Below are 21,400 nucleotides of genomic sequence, written 5' to 3'. Positions count from 1 at the left end.
ATTACCCCTTAGCCACGTTATCTAGATGTTCATTCTCAATACGAGCGACCTCATCAGGCTGAACATAGTAATCAACGTCTGTTGTGTAAACACGTACTATCAAAGATACAAACGCGCCAAACAAGCCTAGAGCAGCTAACCACCAAATGTGCCAAATCAATGCAAAGCCCATGACAGTGATACAACCCGCGATTGCGATACCAGAAGAAGTGTTCTTAGGCATGTGAATCGGAGCGTAGCTGTCTTTACGAACGTAAGCTTCACCTTTTTCTTTCATGTCAGTGAACGCATCGATATCAGACACTACAGGTGTTTCTGCAAAGTTGTAGTACTGCGGTGGAGAAGCAGTCGACCATTCAAGAGTGTGGCCATTCCATGGATCACCAGTGGTATCCATATTTTGCGCACGATCTCGGAAGCTGACATACAGCTGAAGTAACTGACAAATGATACCGGCCATGATGACAAAAGCACCCGCTAACGCGATATATAACCAGATATTCCACTCAGGGTTGTTCGTGTGGTTTAGACGACGAGTCATTCCCAAGAAGCCAAGTACATACAAAGGCATAAAGGCTAAGAAGAAACCAACCAACCAACACCAAAAAGCTGCTTTACCCAACTTAACGTTAAGGTGGAAGCCCATTGCTTTAGGGAACCAATAAGCAAAACCTGCAAGATAACCAAATACCGCACCACCAATGATGGTGTTATGGAAATGGGCAATCAAGAACAAGCTGTTATGCAATACATAGTCAGCACCTGGTACCGCTAGAAGTACACCAGTCATACCACCGATAGTGAAAGTCACCATGAAACCAAGCGACCAAAGTACCGGAACGGTAATGCGAAGACGACCACGATAAATAGTAAAGATCCAGTTGAATAGCTTCAAACCAGTCGGTACAGCAATAACCATGGTTGCAACACCAAAGAAGGCGTTAACGTTCGCACTTGAACCCATGGTAAAGAAATGGTGTAGCCATACAACAAAACCAAGAACAGCAATTGCACCACTCGCCCAAATCATAGACTTATGACCAAACAAGCGCTTACCTGTAAAGGTAGAAAGAACCTCAGAGAAGATACCAAATGCTGGAAGAACAAGGATATACACCTCAGGGTGACCCCATGCCCAGAACAAGTTGATATACATCATTGGGTTACCGCCACCAGAAATCGTAAAGAAGTGGAAATCTAGGTAACGGTCAAGCGTTAGCATTGCCAAAACAGCAGTCAAAATTGGGAAAGATGCAGCGATCAAAATATTGGCCCAAGTACAGGTCCAAGTAAAGATCGGCATATCCATCAATTTCATTCCAGGGGCACGCATTTTAAACACAGTCGCCAAGAAGTTAACGGCGGTTAATGTCGTACCAATCCCGGATATCTGCAGTGCCCATATATAATAATCAACCCCGACATCTGGACTGAACTTCAAACCGGCTAATGGCGGATACGCCACCCAACCTGTTTTTGCAAATTCACCCACAAAAAGAGAGATATTGATTAGAATCGCACCACCAGCCGTTAGCCAAAAACTAAGGTTGTTTAGGAACGGGAAGGCAACATCGCGAGCACCAATCTGCAATGGAAGCACAATGTTCATTAGACCAATCATGAATGGCATAGCCATAAAGATGATCATGATCACACCGTGAGCCGTAAAGACTTGGTCATAGTGATGGGGTGGCAAATAGCCTGGATCGCCGTTTGTTGCCAAAGCAAGCTGCAAACGCATCATAATTGCGTCTGAGAAGCCTCGAATCAACATAACAAGAGCCAGCACTATGTACATCACGCCTAAGCGTTTGTGGTCAACCGAGGTTAACCAGTCATTCCAAAGCACGCCTAACTTATTATAACGAATCACAAGAAAAGCAATGGCAAGCACCAATGCGACTACAACTGAGAACGTTACAACAAGAATCGGTTCGTGGTAAGGAATAGATTCTAAAGATAATTTGCCTAATATCGACATTACTTATCTGCCTCCATTTTCATCTCATCAGACGAATGTTCAGATGACTCATGTGTCATCTTACTATGATCCATCTCACCGTTTTTCATATCACCCATCATTGGAGGATCGAAAGATGTCCCTTTCAGCATTTCTACACGACCGTAATCTTTCATGAACTTCATGACATTGTCATGGAAGATGCCAGGTTTGATTGAGTTGTAGTACTGAACAGGAGTCTGTACATGTACATGAGCATGTAAGTCATACTTAGCCAATTCGTCATAAGACGCTTGGTCCAAGATTTTATGATTAATTACATCACCATGTGTACCTGCTTTCACACCTGCAACCCAAGCATCAAAGTCTGCTTCAGTTGGTGTTGCAATGGCATTAAACTTCATACCAGAGAAACCCGCACCACTGTAGTTTGCAGAATAGCCTTTAAATGTACCTGGCTCATTTGCAATCAAATGCACTTTAGTCACCATGCCTGCCATTGAGTAAATCTGACTACCCAATTGAGGAATGAAGAAAGAGTTCATGACGCCTTCAGAAGATATATTGAATGCAACAGGAACATTAGCTGGGAACACTAATTGATTCACTGTAGCAATGCCTAGATCTGGATAAATAAACAACCATTTCCAGTTCATCGACACAACTTCAACCGTGATATGATCTTTATCAGATTTCAACGGTTTATAAGGGTCTAATTCATGAGTTGATTTCCATGTAATCACACCAAGAATGATGACGATTATAATTGGAACAGTCCAACACATAACTTCAATTTTAGTGGAGTGGGACCACTTAGGTTCGTAGATCTCATCACGACCTTCGCGATATTTCCAAGCGAAATAAAGCGTCATGAAGATCACTGGGACCACGACAAGTAGCATTAAAACAGTTGATAAAATAATCAAATGTTTCTCATCAATACCTACTTGTCCTTTTGGATCAAGCACGCCACCTTGACAACCAGCAAGCAAGCCTACTGCAATAGCCAAAGCGATTTTACTTAGGATACGAGTTAACAAAAGAATCATCCTCTAACCCTGAGGTTCACAACACTGCATCTTTAACATTAAAGAAGCAGAACGAAAAAACCGGCCAAACCGGCGTTTTCAGCAAAGATGCTCCGCATGCTGACATCAGCACTACAAGAACACTTACTGCGTAACTATTACATTAACGAAGTAATTGTCTTGATGGATCACCTAAATCTGAAAAAGGGTGCTCTATATCATCCTGTCGTGGGCTGTGTCTCGACACGAACCAACTGCTCTATATAAAGAGTCATCACGATGTAAAAAGGAGGCCATTTTTTGGCGAGCAAGGTTGATATCCGCATTTTCATGCCAATATCTTACCAATAGGTATGTCACTCCCGTGCTCATTAAAAGCACAGAAGCAAGAATAGGGGAGCTTAGAAGGTGTTCAGGTGTTAAGAAAAGAGGAGTAAAGGACGTAAAATAAAACGCGCTAGCGAAAATAGACAGACACAACAAAACGGTCAGCCATGTAGGCGACATTTGCAGAGAAAGAAGCACTCTCTTATACAAAATAGTTTGTAATGAATTCAATTTTTGCGTCCAGTTTTGTCAAGTAATAGTGGCGTAAATTGCGCATTCACAGCAATCCGCGAGTTCCGGTGCGCGAAATATATCAAAAAATATACAATCACACAAAGCGTAGTTTAGCGTTTGTCGGCATTTCCTTCACGATCTTTTTAGTAAAACTTACACTATTAATCATAACGGACGCTTATACCTATCATTCAAGTCGCGTTATACAGGTAGTTTCTTTACATTAGGCCGTCAATATTCATAAATTATGATTTTTCAACATTTTTAATATTAGCTGCTTTACCCATGTAATCGATGCCTATTCTCAATACTGATTAATAATAGATATCGAGAATAGACATTGATTGATAACGCAGGTAGTTGATGAGAGCAACATTCAGTGTCACCTGAATATGCCCTATTTATATAGAAAACCGCTTTTTAAAGAGAATGGCTCAGTTCATCGACCAAATACACAATAGATTGATAATCTAAACCGCTGTGTTCACTCAAGCCAATTTCACAAGTTCGGCTATTCGAATAGCCAGCCTCACACCCTTCGACCGCTTTTGATAATGTTTTCAGCGCACTGGCATTAAGTTCTGGTGTCGAGAAGCCCTTGTCTCCAGCGAAACCACAACATGTGATGTCTGGAGGAAACACTACGTCATCAGCTAATTGATTCGCCAAAGCAACAAAACTGTCTGCTAAGCCCATTCTCGTTGTACTGCAAGTAACATGAACGGCAATACGAGCCGTTTTTTTAGTAATTTTTAGGTGCGGCAGCGCAAACTCACTAATGAAGGACACTTGTTCGTACAAATTTAGTTTGGCATCCAATGTTTCTTTCATTCGCAACACACAAGGGCTGGTATCACACACAATCGGATACTTTCCGTTCTCACTGGCCTCAAGTAATAACGCATTAAGATCATTGGCCTTTTTCTCAGCAACAGCGAACTGACCTTTGCTTTGAAAAGCCAAACCACAACAAGTACTTTCCACTCCTTTTGGAATAATGACCTTGTATCCAGATTTTCTAAACACGCTAAGCATCACTTCCATGACAGATCGTTGATCCTTAGAATTAGGACTACTGCCCATGACGCGTGTCGCGCAGCTCGGCAAATACACGACGGAACCTTGATCGGTTTGCGCAACAGCACAATCGTTGTCGTTTTCGAGCAAGGTTTTCAAGGGGATAGAGGTCTTGGGCATCGTTGAACGCCATTTCGGAACCACTCCGCCTGTTACTTTGTTGGCCGCGCCTGTTAGCAAATTCATACCACTATCGCCAACGATGTTCTTCATGACTGATGCTGAAGCGAGCCCTAAGCGCGCTGTTTTTGTGACCCCTTCAAAGTGATCTCCGATCCAATATCCTACCTTGCTATCAGGGATACGATCGTGTCTCAGCTCTCGAGTTAAGTCGCCTGTGTTGATACCAACCGGACATTGCATAGAACACAGACCACAACCAGCGCAAGTATCAACGCCTTGGTAATCATAATCTTTCTTCAGAAGCGCTAAACGCTCAGGCTGATCTCCAGCAGCAACCAAGCGCTGGATTTCTCGCCAGATGACGATGCGTTGACGTGGCGTTAAAGTAAGTGACTTAGAAGGACAAGACGATTCGCAAAAACCACACTCGATACAGGTGTCCACTTTATCGTTCGCTTTAGGTAACGGTTTTAGATTTTGTACATGCAAATTGGCATTGTGAGTCAAAATCACATCGGGGTTGAGCAAAAAGTCAGGGTCAAACGCACGTTTAATGTCCCACATGATCTCATAAGCTTGTTCACCCCATTCTAAAGACACATAAGGCGCCATGTTACGGCCAGTGCCATGCTCCGCTTTTAGAGAGCCTTTGTATTTCACGGCAACTAAATGTGCGACTTCATCCATTAACTTTTCATAACGCACAACTTCCGCTGGTGCATCAAAGCCTTGGGTAAAGACAAAATGAAGGTTACCTTCCAAAGCATGACCAAACAAAATAACTTCATCATATCCATGCTTATGGAAAACGCCTTGGAGCTCTAAAACGCCTTCGGCTAATTGCTCAACGGGGAAGGCGACATCTTCGATGATAACGGTAGTTCCAACGGGGCGAACAGCACCCACTGCAGGAAATAACCCTTTACGGATTTTCCAGTAAGAGTCGTATACGGCTTTTTCTTGTGTGAATTCAATGGGATTAAGTGTTTTTAAACCGTCGAGAGAACTCGACACCAATTCAAGATGACTGGCTAACTCGTCTTCGTCCGATGCCCTGACATCAATCAGTAAACCAGCGGCATTCTCACCCAGAGATGACAGCATATCTGGCATACCAGGCTTGCCTTCTACTGCACGCAATCCGGCACGGTCAATTAGCTCTACGGCAGAGACTGGCGCGCTTTTTAAGGCAGTAACCGCATGACAAGTCGCTTCCATGTCTTCAAAAAAGATCATGGTTGCCGCTTTAATAGGGTGATCTACCACTGTTTCATAGGTTATCTCACTGATGAAGCCTAGCGTTCCTTCTGAACCAATCATCAAATGTAGCAATATATCAAACGGGTCTTGATAATCTACCAGACTATTCAAGCTGTACCCTGTTGTATTTTTAAGTCTATATTTGTGTCTTATTTTATCTGCTAACTCAGTGTTTCCACGTGTTTTCTCGCCTAGTAGCGTCAGCGTATCTAATAAATCACCATGGGTTTCTGAAAATCGCTTTTTACTGGTTTCGTCTGTCGTATCTAACAAAGTGCCATCGGCCAATAAAATTCGAGCACTTTTTACGGTGTTGTAACTGTTTTGCGCCGTGCCACAGCACATTCCGCTGGCATTGTTAGCTGCTATGCCACCAATCATACAAGCATTAATAGACGCTGGATCTGGGCCGATTTTACGCTGAAAAGGCGCCAATAATTGGTTAGCTCGGGCACCTATGATGCCAGGCTGTAGGGAAATAACATGCCCATGCTGATGAATGGTGTGACCTTTCCACTGATCAGATAACTGGATTAAGATCGAGTTCGTCACGGCTTGGCCCGACAAGCTCGTGCCAGCCGCTCTAAATGTCACTGGAAGCTTTCTCGACTTCGCTTCTTTTAAAACCAAACGTACTTCTTCTTCATCATTAACGCGAACCACCAGCTGGGGAATTAAGCGATAAAAACTGGCGTCCGTTCCATACGCTAAAGTACGAAGAGGATCACGAATCAGCCGGCTATCATCTATAACATTTTTTAATACGTTATAAAGATCCTGATAATGAGGATTGGTATTTGGTGAAGCTAAGAGCGGAGAAGTCATAACAATACATCCCAAGGCGCAAAGGCCTGCTTACTTTTATTGTTTTGGTAGTCTAAAAAAATAAACAACTAGACAGAGATTGAATAAAGCAATAAATTGGTCATACCAATTTACCCTATAATTCTGAGCTACAATAGAAACCCTTAGATAATTTGTCAACCTATACGATAGTAGATAGTTAGAGGATTTTAACGACATTTAGAAGTGGTTTTACCACTTTTGTCTTTATTAACAACCGTTACCACTATCGTGTAGATAAACCATAAATTTAGCATTTAATAATACTAATATCTAAAACCAGTAAAAACATAGAGTTGAAAGAGAGACAAACAATGGAACCCAATCGCTTTGCGCCAGTTAAACAACCAAAAATATCAGATATTATTATGCAGCAGTTAGAAAGCATGATTTTAGAAGGAAGTTTTAAGCCTGGCCAAAAACTCCTTTCTGAAAGAGAGCTGGCAGCTCGCTTTGAAGTCTCTCGACCATCACTAAGAGAAGCCATTCAAAAGTTGATTGCCCGCGGCATTCTTTATAGTCAACATGGCGGCGGCACTTATGTGTCAAAGCAAATAGGCAGCTCATTTGCCGACCCCTTGCATGACTTACTCAGTGCTCATGATGAATTTTTGTATGATCAATTAGAATTTCGAGATGGTTTAGAAAGCTTATCAGCCTATTATGCGGCATTACGAAGTACCGACGCAGATAAAGCAAGACTGACTCAGTGCTTTAATAAACTCGTCGATGCGAACCAAAACCACGACTTTTCGCTAGAAGCCAGTTTAGACGCAGAATTTCATATGATTATCGCCGAATCTGCGCATAACGTTGTACTACTCCATACTTTGCGCAGTTTATTTACTATTCTGGCCAGCAGTATCTCTGCAAACTTAAACAATCTATTTAAAAAGAAAGTAGCACGTAAAACTATTATGGATCAGCACAGAGCCATGTATAGCGCCATCATGGCAGGCAATGCAGAAGGGGCGCGAGATGCCGTGCATGCACACCTTGTGTTTGTAGAAGAAAATTTACTAAAAATGCGCCAAGAAGAAACCCGTATTCAACGCTCACTAAGGCGTAATGAAAGCCTTAGTCCTCAGTAAATGGGACGGTTAAGCCTCGATAAAATAAAACCGAAAAAACAGCCTCACAAGATCACAGCGACGAAATACTCACTCGTCACTGTATGTCTTGGCTTCATTGGTAAACCACACCCCTTTTTTCATATTTTGTAAATAACACCAATACAAGGTGAGACCACGGGCGATAAATAACAACGCTTGGCTAAGCCACAAACCGTGATTGCCCAAGCCTTGAGTCAGATACCAGGCAGGAAAAAATACGCCGACAACACACACTATCATGGTGTTTTGCATCTGCTTTACACTGGTGGTACCAATGAAGACACCATCCAACATAAAAGACCAAATACCCAACAGAGGAAAAATAATAAGCCAGGGTAGGTACAGAGCCGCGTCGTAGCGAACCGATTGCACACTGGTTAATAACCCTATGATTCCATTACCGAAAATCCAAAAAACAACCACCAGAATCAAGGCCGCAAGGCACGCCCAATAGGTAGAAAGACGCAATACCTTTTGAAACGAGGCTTTATCTTTACGTCCGTAATATTCGCCGCAAAGCGCTTCAACAGAAAAGGCAAAGCCGTCTAGACCATTGGAAATGATCATTAAAAATGTCAGTAAAACAGCATTGGCCGCGAGTACTGAGTCCCCTTGACGGGCACCTTGTGCGGTAAAAAACAGCATCACCAGCAACAAGAGAATGGTGCGCACAAACAGATAGCGATTTACCTGAATCAGCGCCATGTATTCACGCCATTTTACCAACGCTTTAAGAGGCACATGACCGTTGAAACCCTTTAGTTTATGCCACGCTAAAAAGCCTGCTACCGTGACACCCGCATATTGAGCAACAACTGTCGCCCAAGCGACGCCATCACTGGCCATTCCTAATTCATAGACAGCCGTGTAATCCAATATCATATTGACAACATTGATCACTAATAGCATCCATAATGGGCCTTTTGAATACTGCACACCGAAGAACCATCCCATAAGCGCGTAACCTGCCAATACTGCCGGCGCGCTAAAGATTCGAGCTTCGCAATACAAGCGCGCCCAAGGCTCTACATCGGCGCTTGGCGCCATTAAGGTGATCGCTAAATCGATAATGGGATGACGAAAGAGAATCAGCATTAAGCCAATAAATACACCCATCAAAATAGACTGCAATAGCAACTCTCGGACCCGACGCTCATCACCTTGTCCTAATGCTTGCGCAGTCAGACCTGTCGACCCCATTCGCAAAAAGCCAAATGCCCAAAACAGAAAGCTAAAAATACTCGCGCCAATCGCAACCGCTGCAAGATGGGTTGCGGTACCTAAATGACCAACGACCGCGGTATCCACCAGTCCTAATAACGGCGTAGTAATGTTGGATACCATAGGCGGCCAAGCCATGCGCCAAATTTTTCGATGCAAAGCGACATCGCTTTTATAAGAGTGGATAACTTGTTGAAAACTAAATAAAGGCACCAGAATCACAACCTTGTGGATACTTTTTGTATTGTGGATAAAAAGCCGTCTGATTCACATCGCCGGTTTCATTTTTAATGTGGGTAATTTGCCTACTTATACACAAACAACCCCTTTTTTAGGGAAATAAAACCGTATTTTAACGATAATTTTGTTTTATGGGAGGCTTTTTTCCTTATTTTTGGGAATAAGTCATTTTTACTCACCAATCAGTTTACCGTTTTATTATTCGCTTATTTCTGGGATAAGTGATGCTTTTTTCCACAGCGAGCGCTACAAGGCGTGAAAATTTTGCTAAACTCGCGCTTATTTTTTATGCACCGGAGACTCTATGAAAAAGCAACTTAGACCTTTATTAGAAGGATTGGCCGTAGGTTGTGTGTTTATCAGCATCACCATGCTGTTTCAAATTCCACTTTATATGAGCTTTATTATTGGTGCTTTAGCTGCGCTTGGCGGTTACCGTAATTCGATCAAGATGGATCGCGCTAAAAATAAGAAAAAATCCGACACCAACACACAGGATCACGATTAAATGAATGACTCTTTTCGTCCACCTTATGGCGAAGGCGATGGCACATTGCAAGCGGTCGGTGGCTTATCGGGATTACAAACATTAGTCGAAACCTTCTACCGGCTAATGGCGGAGACACCTGAGTACCGTCCGCTGTTTGACATGCACCCAAAAAACCTTTCACTGACGATCGAAAAGTTAGTGGCATTTTTATCAGGTTGGATGGGAGGAGAGCGTTTATTTTCGCAGAAATTTGGTCCTATTAGCTTACCTCAAGCCCATGCGCACTTGATCATTACTGAGAAGGAAAAGGCCATGTGGCTTAATTGCATGGAAGCCGCGTTAATTGAGCTGGGGTATCAAGAAGACCTGCGAGCTTATTTGCTCACCAAACTTGAGTTTCCCGCAGAGCGAATCCACCAAGTCAGTGCGGCACGCCATGGTCATAGCGACTAGCTTTTTATTGCTTTGCCAACACTGATGCCCAAACGCTTCGCTAATCGCATTAAGTTGGCCCGATCCATCGATAAATGACGCGCGGCTTGCGACCAATTACCGCTTGCTGCTTCCAATGCGTGACGAATCCTATCCTTTTGATATCGCTCGGTTTCTAGTCGTAAATCAATGGATTCAAAAGCGCTCTCTTGAGGCTCTTCCAATACAGCTTCGTCTGTTTGTACCTTTTCTTTTTTTAACTTACTTATCTGTAACCCAGTAAGATGCTGTGGTGTAATAACGGTAATGCCAGTGGGAGTGTCCGCTTTAGCAAATAAAGCCGCTCGAGAAATAACATGCTCTAGCTCTCGAACATTGCCCGGCCAGTGATACGCTTCTAGCAAAGAGATCGCGGCGGCCGATAAAGTAAGCTGTTGAAGCCCTAATTTACGACGAAAGCCTTCCGCAAAAAATCCCGCCAATAGAGGTATATCACCTTGTCTCTCTTTCAATGCAGGCACTTGGATAGGAAACACACTAAGGCGATGGAAAAGATCTGACCGAAAGCGATGTTCGGCAACTTCCTGTTCCAAGCGTCGATTGGTCGCGGCAATTATCCGTACATCTACTTTGCGAATATCATCCTTACCCACGGCTTGGATCTCTTGATTTTGAATCGCTCTTAGCAAACTACCTTGTACTTCTAATGGCAGCTCGCCAATCTCATCCAAAAAGAGGGTACCACCATCGGCGAGGACAAACTTTCCTTCACGGTCACGATCGGCGCCGGTAAAGGCGCCTTTTACATGGCCAAATAACTCACTTTCAATCAAGTTTTGTGGAATCGCCGCGCAATTTACATACACCATAGGCGATTGCCTGCGATTGGAGGCATGATGGAGAGAACGTGCGACCAGCTCTTTACCCACACCGGTTTCGCCTTCTATTAAAATCGCAAAATCGGAAGGCGCTACCAGCTTAATTGCTTGATGAAGCGCTTTCATTACATCACTTTGACCAATCATCTCATAGCCGTCTTTGACTCTTGCCTCTTCGCTCATGACCTGCAACGCATGTTCCGCTCGCTGAGATTTTGTCTCCAACTGCTCCATTAACATCGCGGTATTCAGTGTCATCGCCGCCATGGTGCCAATGATCTCAAGCGCTCTGGTGTCGATATTATCAAATAGGTTAGGCGTAATGCTGTCTAGCGTCACCACACCAATCAACTTGCCATCCAAATACAAGGGCACGCCCATGCAAGAATGCACGCGCAAATGCTCATCATGGCCTAGCACCATGCCGTCGTAAGGGTCAGGTAAAGAAGAATCAGACGGGAATCGAACGGGGTAGTGGCCCGCACAGATTTCGCTCAGCCGTGGGTGCTCGGTAATGGTAAAGCGTCGTCCCATTAGGTCTTCAGACAAACCGCGCTGAGCAATCGGCGTCAACACACCGTGATGATGTATCAGCAATACCACCGCATCACAATTAATGGTCGCTCGAACCGCGTAGACCAATTGCTCAAAGCGGTTAGTTTGCGTTACCGCACTCGCCAAATCCAGCGCAAAACTCAGTAAGGCATTGTTTGAAACCTGATTCATTCTCTTCAACCTATGAAATAGCTAAGATAGAGTCATTTTGACACATAAGAAACATAAAGACCTATTTATATTTGTGTCTATATGACTCTATTGAAATATTTTTATTTTTAAACCATTGAAAAATAACGATTTATTTTGTTGGCACGACTTTCGCTATATAAACAGTAATAGAAATTCAATTACGATACTTTAGTAGAAAGGAGCACCACCATGCTATCCCAAACACATATAGATACAGTAAAAGCGACTATCCCATTGTTGGCTTCAGCTGGCCCAGCGATTACTGAGTACTTTTACCAGCGCATGTTTACTCACAACCCAGAGTTGAGTGACATCTTCAACATGACAAACCAAAAAACAGGTCGCCAACCAGCGGCTTTGTTTAATGCCATTGCGGCTTACGCGACTCATATTGATAACTTAGAAGTCTTAACCAGCGCTGTGATGCGCATTGCTCATAAGCACACTAGTTTTAACATCCAGCCTGATCAATACGACATTGTTGGCCATCACTTGATTGAAACCCTGCGTGAACTTGCGCCAGAGGCTTTCACTCCTGATGTAGAAGAAGCTTGGGTAGCGGCTTACGCTCAATTAGCCGAAATCTTTATCAAGGTAGAAGGTGACCTATACGCGAAAAATGCGGCCGAAACCGGTGGCTGGAAAGATTTCCGTGAATTCCGTGTGGCGTCTAAAACACCAGAATCTGAATTAGTCACTAGCTTCGTTCTAGAGCCGGTAGATGGTAATCCTGTAATTGACTACATTCCTGGTCAATACCTAGGTGTTAAAATACATCCTAAAGGTAACCAGTACGACGAAATCCGTCAGTACTCTTTGTCTACCACTGCCAATGGCAAAAGCTACCGCATCAGTGTCAAACGTGAAGGAAATGATGAGATGGCGGGCGTGATGTCTAACTATCTACATGATCACATTAATGTCGGTGACATTGTCGAAGCGATGCCACCAGCGGGTGACTTTATCTTCGAAGACAAAGCAAAACCTGTTGTGCTTATTTCTGGCGGCGTTGGCTTAACACCGATGCAAGCTATGCTGGATACCTTTGCTAAGCAAGGTTACAGCCAGCCAATTAGTTACTTACATGCTTGTGCTCACGAAGGTCAGCATTCCTTTAAAGCACACGTAAACAGCGTTAAAGCGCAATTGCCTCAACTGTCTGTTCATACTTGGTATGAGCGCGCTAACGAAACAGAAGAGGGTGTTTACGAAGGTAATATGCAACTAGCAGACATCAAAGACGCTTTGCCTTTGACAGATGGGGATTTTTACCTATGTGGTCCAGTCGGTTTCATGATGTTTGTGAAACAGCAATTACTGACATTAGGCGTTGAAGCGGACCGTGTTCATTACGAATTATTCGGCCCACATCAAGACGTTTAAGCCATCTTTATCGTGGCATCTTAATCATCAGTCTGGCTGGCGTAGCGCTAGCTAGGCTCTTGTTTAAAAGGCAATAACGCGTGGGTATCTTGATGATACTCGCGCACCGCTTGCGCTTCTTCCTCACAGAAATTCCCAATCGCCTCTCGAAATCCTTGATGAGCAATGTAATGTACGCTGTGGCTAAAAACAGGTTCAAAGCCACGAGCAATCTTGTGTTCCCCTTGTGTACCCGGATCGAAATGCTGTAACCCTTTTTCGAGACAAAACTCGATTCCTTGGTAATAACAAGCTTCAAAATGCAGGCAATCCACTTCTTCCATACAGCCCCAATAACGCCCATATAGTGAATGATCATCAAAGAAACACCACGACGCGGCGATCGCTTCGCCTTCTCTGTACGCCTGCACCAAGAGGATTTGATCGCCCATGGTGTCCGCCAATAAGCCAAAAAATTCTCGAGTCAGATAACCTTGTTGACCACGTTTGGCATAGGTTGATTGATAACACAGATAAAAGAAGTCAATTTCAGCGGCCGTCAGTTCATTACCAAGGGTACGCGTCAGAGTCACGCCTTGCTTAACCACCTTGTCGCGCTCTTTGCGTGCGGCTTTTCGCTTACGGCTTGAGAAGTGCGAAAAGTAATGATCCATGTCGTGATAATCACGATTAAACCAATGAAACTGGCAAGAAACACGCTGTAATAGGGTTTTATCTTGGCGCAATAAATCTACGTGTTCAGGCTTAGTAAACAGCAAGTGCCAACTTGAAAATTGGCGCTCCTGATTGGCTTCGGTCATCAGCTTCGCCAGCGCTGGGTACAGATTCGCAAAGTCTGCATCGTCACCTTTTGGGTCAAGATGAGAGAATATCCGCAGCCCAGTGACAGGAGAAAAAGGAATCGCCCAAATCCGCTTAGGATAGTATTCCATTCCATAGCGCTGATAAGCATCGGCCCATGACCAATCGAAGACAAACTCGCCTTGTGAGTGGGTTTTAAGATACGTTGGGGCAATGGCTAATGGTCGATCCTCGCCCAGCTCATCTGCATCAGTAATCAGCAAATATTCTGGGTACCAACCTGTGCCTTCACCAATACTGCGGCTTTGTTCTAACGCTAGGTGAAACGCGTATTGCGCAAAGGGATAACGAGTGTTACCAATAGCCGCTTGCCAGTTGGCTTCACCTATCTGTTCAACTCTATTAAACCACTGCGCTTTCATCTTTAGGCTTCCATTTCTTGGCGCATTTTAGCGACTAAAGAGCTGGTTTCTGGACGAACTTGGCGCCATAAATAAAATGACTCAGCTGCTTGGCACACCAGCATACCTAAGCCATCCACACCTTGTGCTCCGTGTTGTTCTGCCCAGTTTAAAAACAAGGTCTGTTCTTTACTGTAGGCCATGTCATAGCACCAGGTATTAGCATCAATAATGCTGTCTTTTAACGGCGGTAAGCTACCTGAGATACTGCTCGCAGAGCCATTGATAATGATATCAAAGCGTCCCTCTAGGTCGTCAAATGAAGACGCCAGACAAGCATATTGCTCAGCCAATGCTTCGGCTTTTGACACGGTTCGGTTCACCACAGTGACTGAGGCTGGCTGCTCAGCTAATACTGGTTCTAATACACCACGCACTGCACCACCGGCGCCAATCACCAACACCCGTTTGCCTTGCAAAGACTGTCCGTGGTTCTTGGTAATGTCGTTAACCATGCCCACGCCATCTGTGGTATCACCAAAGATATCGCCATTGCGACCTATCATTAGCGTGTTCACCGCACCGGCTTGTTTGGCTCGCTTGCTCAACACATCACACATATCATAAGCGCGACCTTTGAACGGCATAGTGACATTAAGCCCCTTGCCGCCGTTTTTAAAAAACTCTGTAACTTGTTCTTCAAAACGCTCTTCGTCGCCTAATAGCGTCGAATAGTTTAGATCTTGCTGGGTTTGATTGGCAAAATACGTATGAATGCTCGGTGATTTACTGTGTGCTATAGGGTTACCAACAACGGCGTATAAATCCACGGTTTAGCCTCTTAATATCAATCTTGTTAGCCACCAGACCACTGTCTAATGGCGCTATGTTATGTGCTTAGCCGTTAAGCCAATCTTTGGAAGTTAGATAATACTCTGTCAACTTGGCTTCTTCGCTGCCTTCCTCGACTTGATAGTCATAAGTCCAGCGAACTTCAGGTGGCAAGGACATTAAAATCGATTCAGTTCGACCTGCACCGCTTTGCAAACCAAAATGTGTGCCTCGGTCAAATACCAAGTTAAATTCCACATAACGACCACGACGATGCAGCTGGAAATCACGCTGCTGCTCAGTAAAAGGGAGGTGCTTACGGCGTTCTAAAATAGGAACATATGCCTTGCTATAGGCGTCTCCTACTGCACGCATCATACCGAAACCGTGCTCGAAGCTACCCTCGTTAAAATCATCGTAAAACAATCCGCCTATGCCGCGTGGCTCACCACGATGTTTGAGGTAAAAGTACTCATCACACCAGTGTTTAAAGCGCTGATAATAGCCTTCACCAAATGGTTCCACAGCGTCAAAAGCCGCTTGGTGCCACTCGACACAGTCTTCATCAAAACCGTAATAAGGGGTTAAATCAAAGCCGCCACCAAACCACCAAACTGGTTCCATGCCTTCTTTATGTACGATAAACAAACGCACGTTGGCGTGGGAAGTCGGCGCCATTGGATTTTTAGGGTGAATCACCAACGATACGCCCATGGCTTCAAAGCTTCCTCCGGCCAATTCTGGACGATCCGCGGTCGCTGATGGCGGCAAATGATCTCCCATCACATGGGAAAAGTTCACTCCACCTTTTTCAATCACCTGACCATCGGCAATCACTCGGGTACGACCACCGCCACCATTAGGGCGATCCCATGCGTCTTCGCTGAATCGGCGCTCTGGCTCGACGCCTTCTAACGCCTGACAGATCTGATCTTGCAAGGAAAGTAGGTAGGTTTTAACCGCATCAATATCAAGACGGGTTAGGGAAGGGTTGGTACTGTCTAACATGAAGAGCTCCATCACGTTTGGTTCGGCCTGCTACTCTAGAACAGGCAATCGATGAGCCGCAGTTCATCATTGATGAATAAAATATTATGAAGAAGAGAAGAGGTTTCTCGATAAAAAAATCTCTTATGCAACAACGTTATTTTTGAATTTTTTTAATCTACTTTCTTAATCTAATAAAGCTTAGTGCCGTCAGGTCGGCTGCGCAGCAGATTGAGAATCCACATGTATTGCTCAGGGTGCTCAACAATCAGCGCTTCCATGGCTTGGTTCATAGCAATGGCATCTTGCTCTTCGTCCCCCGTTGGGAAGTTTTCCAACGCCGGTAAGATAAACAGCTCGTACTTACCATTTTTTGCGTTGTAGGTTGGCAACATAGGCACCACAACGCCTTTTGTCAGCTTGGCGAATTTGCCTAAGCCTTTCATAGTGGCTTTGGTTTCGCCGAAGAAGGGCACAAACACAGAATGTTGTGGCCCTAGGTCTTCGTCCGGCAAGTAATACCCCAAATAGCCCTCTTTAACGGACTTCAAAAAAGGCTTAATACCGGCCGATCTAGGGTAAATTTTTCCACCAAATTGCATCCGTTGTTTGTGAATTAGCCAGTCAGCAATCTCATTTTTCTGCGGTTTCATCATGGTCGAGACTTGATAGCCTTTTGCGGCAATCATCACCGCGGCATAATCAATCGCCCAACAATGGGGAACCAAGGCGATGATCTTTTCACCTCGGTCTAATAATGGAAGTAAGTGCTCACCTCCAATCATTACGCCTTTTGCTTGATTGTGCTTTTTGCTGCGCACTAATAAACCGGCGTAACCCAGAAAAAACTGCACCGCGGTTTCAAAGCAGCGAGTGAGTATATCTTCACGCTCTTCAAGAGACTTTTCTGGAAAGCAATGCTGCAAATTCAAACGAGCACGCTTTAGCGCGCTGTTATCACGTTTCACAAGAATGTGAGCAATTTTGGCCCCCATTTTGTCACGCAGACGAAAAGGAACAAATGCCAGCAATGCCGCAAAGAAGAGGCCAATCCAAGTTAACCAATGCTGAGGAAGAAGAAAACGCCACTTGAACGTAGGATTATGTAAATGTTTGTCTGATGTGCTCATCTTTAACAATATCTTGCCTGAATGAAATAAGCCCACATAGTACATCAAGGCGAATTAGCCTCAAAATAACCATCCCATTTAAATCAGCAAATAGCCGCTGAAAACAGACTATTTTTCATTCTTTACCTTGTTAGTCAGTTGATTGACGCCAGCTTGAAGCAACTTTTTCATACCATGCCAGCTCGCCTGTGGCTTGCACCAACACGGACGCGCCATGCAAGGTGGCAATAAATTGACCAGCCCTTGTATTGGATACTTCTTCGGAGGTTCCTTCTAAGCGCATGAAAACCTTAGTTAACCAAGCTAATTTCACCTGATAAAAATCCGCTAAGGACTGACTGACAGGCGCTGATAATTGCTGTTTGTCAGCCGTTAACATGGTGCAGATACTCATACTATGGCGATCTACATTCTGCATTCTAAAGCCATCGATAAAAGCATTAAGCGTGTTTTTAGCATCAAAGTCTTCTGCGCTAGGGTCTGGTAAAGCTCTCTGAAAATCATCGGTAAAGCGCGCCATCACAGCAACCACCAGATCTGCTTTTGTCGGATAGTGATAGTGAACACTCGCGCTTTTAATACCCACTTCTTCGGCAATGTCTCGAAAGCTAAAAGACCCGTAGCCACCTTGAACAATGGCGGCCTCTGCTGCATTCATTATTTTGCTTTTTGTGTCCATACTAGGAAGACGGTTGTGAGAAAACATATTTTTCGCAGTCATTGCATTATCCAATTTTATTAGCCTATCTATAGATAGGTATTTTATTGACCTTAACGAAAGTAACAAGTTATATTTAAACCTATCAGGTGATAGGTAAGCTTTTCACTCTCAATCTATAGAGGACATATAATGAAATACGATCTTTTGGTTCTTGGCAGTGGTCCTGGTGGTTATGCCGCCGCTTTTCGTGCCGCCGATCTGGGGTTGTCTGTTGCAATGGTCGAACGTCACGAACGCATCGGTGGCGTTTGTTTAAACGTAGGCTGTATTCCATCAAAAGCGCTGCTGCATATTGCTGGGAAAATCCGCATGGCAGATGAGCCAAGTCATGGCGTCGAATTCCCTAAACCAAAAATTGATTTAGATGCCATTCGTCATCATCGCCAATCCACAGTCGATACGCTTACAGGTAACTTGGCGCTCATGGCAAAAGGCCGAAAAGTAGCTGTGCTTCAAGGGGAAGGGGTATTCGACTCAACGCATTCCATCGTCGTTAGTAGAGATGGCAAAGACGAGAAAGTTGAATTCGAAAACGCCATTATTGCAGTTGGCTCTCGTGCCATTCGCTTGCCTTTCGTACCTTACGATGATCCGCGCATTCTAGATGCCACCAGCGCACTGCAATTGGAACGTATTCCAGAGCATTTATTGGTACTAGGCGGTGGGATTATTGGTTTGGAAATGGCCACTGTCTACCAATCTCTAGGCTCGAAAATCACCGTAGCTGAGCTGGGCGACCAAATTATGACGGGCGCCGATAAAGATTTGGTGCGTGTTTTTGAACAAGCAAACAAAGACCGCATGACGTTTTTAACTAAAACACAAGTGACCAACATCGAAGCCACACCTGAAGCGCTGAACATCACGTTAGAAGATAAAGATGGTGCTCGTAATCTAGCGGTTGATGCTGTGTTAGTGGCAGTAGGGCGTTCGCCTAATGGCCGCAAAGCTGGCATTCCAGAAATGGGTGTAGAATTGGATGAGCGTGGTTTTGTCTTGACCGATACACAAGGCAGAACCAATGTACCTAATATCTTTGCCATTGGTGATGTAACTCATGGTCCTATGTTGGCCCATAAAGCGTCTCATCAAGGACATATTACCGCTGAGGTTATCGCTGGACACAAGGTTGATTTCCAACCGCTGGCTATCCCTTCTATTGCTTATACTTTCCCAGAAGTTGCTTGGGTTGGTTTAACTGAAACAGAAGCGAAAAAACAAGATATTGCAGTTAAATCCGCCGTTTTCCCATGGAGTGCGAGTGGTCGCGCTATCGCTTCTGGTGTCACCCAAGGTAAAACTAAACTGATCTACGACGACGAAAGTCAGCGTGTGCTTGGGGCTGGTATTGTTGGCTCCCATGCTGGCGAGCTGTTAGGCGAACTAACATTAGCCATCGAATTTGGTGCCACATTAGAAGACATCGCCTTAACCATTCATGCACACCCAAGTTTGCATGAAAGCGTAGGCTTAGCCGCTGAGCTAGGGGCGGGGACCATTACTGACCTTCCGAATAAGAAGCGTCGCTAGTTTCTTTTGCAACGAGCCCATTGAGTGTTCTCATGGGTTCGTTTCTAGCTCTGCCTTCAGTAAAATACCTCCGCTTACAAAATTATGACAATAGACACCATCAAAAAGCGTAATACTACACGCTTAAGTTCAGCGTTTACTGTATATTTACTAAGCAATTAAGTTGTTCCAATGAGCGCCCTCAGCTCAACAAGTAATCGGTGAGGACCACTGATTGGAACAGATTTACGAGAGAAGCATGGCATGACGAAATTGGCAGAAAATAATCAGATGGTGCAATTAGTAAACTTATTAGAGTTTGCTCCTGTAGCAATCGGTGTATTCGATTCTGACTCAAAACAAACCCTATTACTCAATGACATTTTTCGTAAATCGTTCGGCTATACAAAAACAGATATTCCAGACATTGATAGCTGGTACGCCAAGTCTTTTTCTCTTCACAATGCCAAAGAAGAAACTCTACAATCGTGGTTGGCGCAAATCGCGCTCGATAACGCATCGACCAGCATAGAAACAAGTCTGCGCGACAAAAACGACCGAGTCCGACAGGTTAGTTTGTCTCTCACCTTGTTCGAAGGAAAACAGCTGTTTTATGTGAACGACATCACTGATCACCTAATCATTGAACAACGCTTGAAAGTGCGCAGTGATATGCTCGAAATGGTGGCCAGAAGTTCATCTCTTCAAGACGTACTCACCATGATTGTCCAACAGGTGCAAAGAGAAAGCCCTCAATCTTTGTGTAGCGTTTTATTATTCGACAAAGAAGCACAGCGCCTGTTACTGGGTGCCGCGCCAGACCTACCCGCTTTTTACAGCCAAGCGATTCATGGTGTTCCCATAGGACCTACTGTTGGCTCATGCGGCGCCGCGGCTTACCATAAACAACGAGTCATAGTGGAAGACATTAATACGCACCCTAATTGGAGCGCCTTTACTGATCTTACACAAGCCGCAGAACTAACCTCTTGTTGGTCTGAACCTATTATCTCTTCTGATGGTTTATTGCTGGGCACCTTTGCTATTTACAACGCACCGTCAGCAAAGCCAACCGACAAAGACATTGAGCAGATTCAGTTCGCCAGCAACTTAGCCAGCATTGCCATTGAAAACCACAACGCGCACCAAGAGCTGGAACGGCGCGCAAACATTGACTATTTAACAGAGCTCAGCAATCGCCGCTCTTTTTTTGAACTCAGTAACGCCATGCTTAAACAAGCATCGATAGAGAAAGAAAACTGTGCATTGTTGATGATGGATGTTGATCACTTCAAGAAAATAAACGACATTCATGGTCATGACCACGGTGATCTAGTATTACAGCATCTGGCTCGAAACAGCCTTGTTAACCTGCCAGAGAGTGCGGTATTAGGGCGTATTGGTGGTGAAGAATTCGCTATTTTATTACCCGATACCGACCGAGCAACCACCCTAGAAATTGCAGAATCTCTACGTGAATCACTCGCGGCAGATGGCTTATCCAGCCATGATAAGCAAACGATTTATTACACAGTGTCTCTTGGAGTGACTTTCAGCTTCGGGATGCATTGTTATATTGATGAATTGCTCCGAGAAGCCGACACTGCGCTTTACAAAGCCAAACAGACCGGCCGAAATCGCGTCTGTACGTTCAATGGCTGCTAG

General features: G+C 44.4%; 16 protein-coding genes. 6 read left to right on the top strand and 10 right to left on the bottom strand.

Annotation, left to right across the window (positions count from 1 at the left end):
* Position 1: 1 nt before the first annotated feature.
* The 3 genes from cyoB to V6259_RS00970 form a co-directional block, all read right to left on the bottom strand.
* Complete coding sequence (cyoB, locus tag V6259_RS00980) at positions 2 to 1,981, bottom strand: cytochrome o ubiquinol oxidase subunit I (RefSeq protein ID WP_341582976.1); 1,980 nt, start codon at positions 1,979 to 1,981, stop codon at positions 2 to 4.
* Positions 1,981 to 3,009, bottom strand: a complete 1,029-nt coding sequence (gene cyoA, locus V6259_RS00975) for a ubiquinol oxidase subunit II (protein WP_341582975.1) — start codon at positions 3,007 to 3,009, stop codon at positions 1,981 to 1,983. Before cyoA ends, cyoB begins: the two co-directional genes overlap by 1 nt.
* A 960-nt stretch (positions 3,010 to 3,969) precedes the next feature.
* Complete coding sequence (locus V6259_RS00970; RefSeq protein ID WP_341582974.1) at positions 3,970 to 6,834, bottom strand: FAD-binding and (Fe-S)-binding domain-containing protein; 2,865 nt, start codon at positions 6,832 to 6,834, stop codon at positions 3,970 to 3,972.
* Between the two features lie 332 nt (positions 6,835 to 7,166).
* Here V6259_RS00970 and V6259_RS00965 point away from each other — a divergent pair, with 332 nt between their 5' ends.
* Positions 7,167 to 7,943 carry an FCD domain-containing protein gene (locus V6259_RS00965; protein WP_133010699.1) on the top strand — a complete coding sequence of 259 codons (777 nt, stop codon included), beginning with the start codon at positions 7,167 to 7,169 and terminating at the stop codon, positions 7,941 to 7,943.
* A gap of 69 nt (positions 7,944 to 8,012) precedes the next feature.
* Here V6259_RS00965 and V6259_RS00960 read toward each other — a convergent pair whose 3' ends face one another.
* Positions 8,013 to 9,323, bottom strand: coding sequence for an MATE family efflux transporter (locus V6259_RS00960; RefSeq protein ID WP_445928494.1), 1,311 nt, complete (start codon positions 9,321 to 9,323; stop codon positions 8,013 to 8,015).
* Positions 9,324 to 9,729: 406 nt separating this feature from the next.
* Here V6259_RS00960 and V6259_RS00955 point away from each other — a divergent pair, with 406 nt between their 5' ends.
* Positions 9,730 to 9,933 carry a hypothetical protein gene (locus V6259_RS00955; RefSeq protein ID WP_133010698.1) on the top strand — a complete coding sequence of 68 codons (204 nt, stop codon included), beginning with the start codon at positions 9,730 to 9,732 and terminating at the stop codon, positions 9,931 to 9,933.
* The gene (locus V6259_RS00950; RefSeq protein ID WP_341582972.1) at positions 9,934 to 10,368 is read left to right on the top strand and encodes a group II truncated hemoglobin; all 435 of its coding nucleotides are present in this window, start codon (positions 9,934 to 9,936) and stop codon (positions 10,366 to 10,368) included. It abuts the gene before it with no gap.
* Here V6259_RS00950 and norR read toward each other — a convergent pair.
* On the bottom strand, positions 10,365 to 11,951 hold the full coding sequence (gene norR, locus V6259_RS00945; RefSeq protein WP_341582971.1) for a nitric oxide reductase transcriptional regulator NorR: 1,587 nt from the start codon (positions 11,949 to 11,951) through the stop codon (positions 10,365 to 10,367). The two genes, V6259_RS00950 and norR, sit on opposite strands and share 4 nt — an antisense overlap.
* Positions 11,952 to 12,161: 210 nt before the next feature.
* On the opposite strand from norR, the gene hmpA reads away from it, so the two are divergent.
* Complete coding sequence (gene hmpA, locus V6259_RS00940) at positions 12,162 to 13,355, top strand: NO-inducible flavohemoprotein (protein WP_341582970.1); 1,194 nt, start codon at positions 12,162 to 12,164, stop codon at positions 13,353 to 13,355.
* A gap of 47 nt (positions 13,356 to 13,402) precedes the next feature.
* Here the strand turns inward: hmpA and V6259_RS00935 are convergent, their stop codons facing one another.
* From V6259_RS00935 to V6259_RS00915, 5 genes are all read right to left on the bottom strand, one after another.
* Positions 13,403 to 14,578 (bottom strand): GNAT family N-acetyltransferase, encoded by a 1,176-nt coding sequence (locus tag V6259_RS00935; RefSeq protein ID WP_341582969.1) that lies wholly within the window; start codon positions 14,576 to 14,578, stop codon positions 13,403 to 13,405.
* Between the two features lie 2 nt (positions 14,579 to 14,580).
* On the bottom strand, positions 14,581 to 15,387 hold the full coding sequence (gene aroE, locus V6259_RS00930; protein ID WP_341582968.1) for a shikimate dehydrogenase: 807 nt from the start codon (positions 15,385 to 15,387) through the stop codon (positions 14,581 to 14,583).
* A gap of 67 nt (positions 15,388 to 15,454) precedes the next feature.
* Positions 15,455 to 16,396 carry an oxygen-dependent coproporphyrinogen oxidase gene (gene hemF, locus V6259_RS00925; RefSeq protein ID WP_341582967.1) on the bottom strand — a complete coding sequence of 314 codons (942 nt, stop codon included), beginning with the start codon at positions 16,394 to 16,396 and terminating at the stop codon, positions 15,455 to 15,457.
* Between the two features lie 170 nt (positions 16,397 to 16,566).
* Entirely contained in the window at positions 16,567 to 17,505 is a 939-nt protein-coding gene (lpxM, locus tag V6259_RS00920) for a lauroyl-Kdo(2)-lipid IV(A) myristoyltransferase (RefSeq protein ID WP_341582966.1), read from the bottom strand.
* A gap of 130 nt (positions 17,506 to 17,635) precedes the next feature.
* Positions 17,636 to 18,226 carry a TetR/AcrR family transcriptional regulator gene (locus V6259_RS00915; RefSeq protein WP_341582965.1) on the bottom strand — a complete coding sequence of 197 codons (591 nt, stop codon included), beginning with the start codon at positions 18,224 to 18,226 and terminating at the stop codon, positions 17,636 to 17,638.
* A gap of 129 nt (positions 18,227 to 18,355) precedes the next feature.
* On the opposite strand from V6259_RS00915, the gene lpdA reads away from it, so the two are divergent.
* Both lpdA and V6259_RS00905 read left to right on the top strand, forming a co-directional pair.
* Positions 18,356 to 19,756, top strand: a complete 1,401-nt coding sequence (lpdA, locus tag V6259_RS00910) for a dihydrolipoyl dehydrogenase (protein ID WP_341582964.1) — start codon at positions 18,356 to 18,358, stop codon at positions 19,754 to 19,756.
* Positions 19,757 to 19,999: 243 nt separating this feature from the next.
* The gene (locus tag V6259_RS00905) at positions 20,000 to 21,400 is read left to right on the top strand and encodes a diguanylate cyclase (protein WP_341582963.1); all 1,401 of its coding nucleotides are present in this window, start codon (positions 20,000 to 20,002) and stop codon (positions 21,398 to 21,400) included.

Source organism: Marinomonas sp. TI.3.20, assembly GCF_038155025.1.
Lineage (GTDB): Bacteria > Pseudomonadota > Gammaproteobacteria > Pseudomonadales > Marinomonadaceae > Marinomonas > Marinomonas flavescens.
Note: the sequence above shows the minus strand (reverse complement) of the source record. Positions and strands in the feature narration are given on the sequence as shown.

Excerpts from the sequence above, each read along its gene's own strand:
- V6259_RS00955 (WP_133010698.1), top strand. The coding sequence starts at position 9,730 with ATGAAAAAGCAACTTAGACCTTTATTAGAAGGATTGGCCGTAGGTTGT.
- V6259_RS00970 (WP_341582974.1), bottom strand. The coding sequence starts at position 6,834 with ATGACTTCTCCGCTCTTAGCTTCACCAAATACCAATCCTCATTATCAG.
- V6259_RS00915 (WP_341582965.1), bottom strand. The coding sequence starts at position 18,226 with ATGACTGCGAAAAATATGTTTTCTCACAACCGTCTTCCTAGTATGGAC.
- V6259_RS00935 (WP_341582969.1), bottom strand. The coding sequence starts at position 14,578 with ATGAAAGCGCAGTGGTTTAATAGAGTTGAACAGATAGGTGAAGCCAAC.
- hemF (WP_341582967.1), bottom strand. The coding sequence starts at position 16,396 with ATGTTAGACAGTACCAACCCTTCCCTAACCCGTCTTGATATTGATGCG.
- V6259_RS00950 (WP_341582972.1), top strand. The coding sequence starts at position 9,934 with ATGAATGACTCTTTTCGTCCACCTTATGGCGAAGGCGATGGCACATTG.
- norR (WP_341582971.1), bottom strand. The coding sequence starts at position 11,951 with ATGAATCAGGTTTCAAACAATGCCTTACTGAGTTTTGCGCTGGATTTG.
- V6259_RS00965 (WP_133010699.1), top strand. The coding sequence starts at position 7,167 with ATGGAACCCAATCGCTTTGCGCCAGTTAAACAACCAAAAATATCAGAT.
- V6259_RS00905 (WP_341582963.1), top strand. The coding sequence starts at position 20,000 with ATGACGAAATTGGCAGAAAATAATCAGATGGTGCAATTAGTAAACTTA.
- cyoB (WP_341582976.1), bottom strand. The coding sequence starts at position 1,981 with ATGTCGATATTAGGCAAATTATCTTTAGAATCTATTCCTTACCACGAA.
- lpxM (WP_341582966.1), bottom strand. The coding sequence starts at position 17,505 with ATGAGCACATCAGACAAACATTTACATAATCCTACGTTCAAGTGGCGT.
- cyoA (WP_341582975.1), bottom strand. The coding sequence starts at position 3,009 with ATGATTCTTTTGTTAACTCGTATCCTAAGTAAAATCGCTTTGGCTATT.
- V6259_RS00960 (WP_445928494.1), bottom strand. The coding sequence starts at position 9,323 with ATGGCTTGGCCGCCTATGGTATCCAACATTACTACGCCGTTATTAGGA.
- lpdA (WP_341582964.1), top strand. The coding sequence starts at position 18,356 with ATGAAATACGATCTTTTGGTTCTTGGCAGTGGTCCTGGTGGTTATGCC.
- hmpA (WP_341582970.1), top strand. The coding sequence starts at position 12,162 with ATGCTATCCCAAACACATATAGATACAGTAAAAGCGACTATCCCATTG.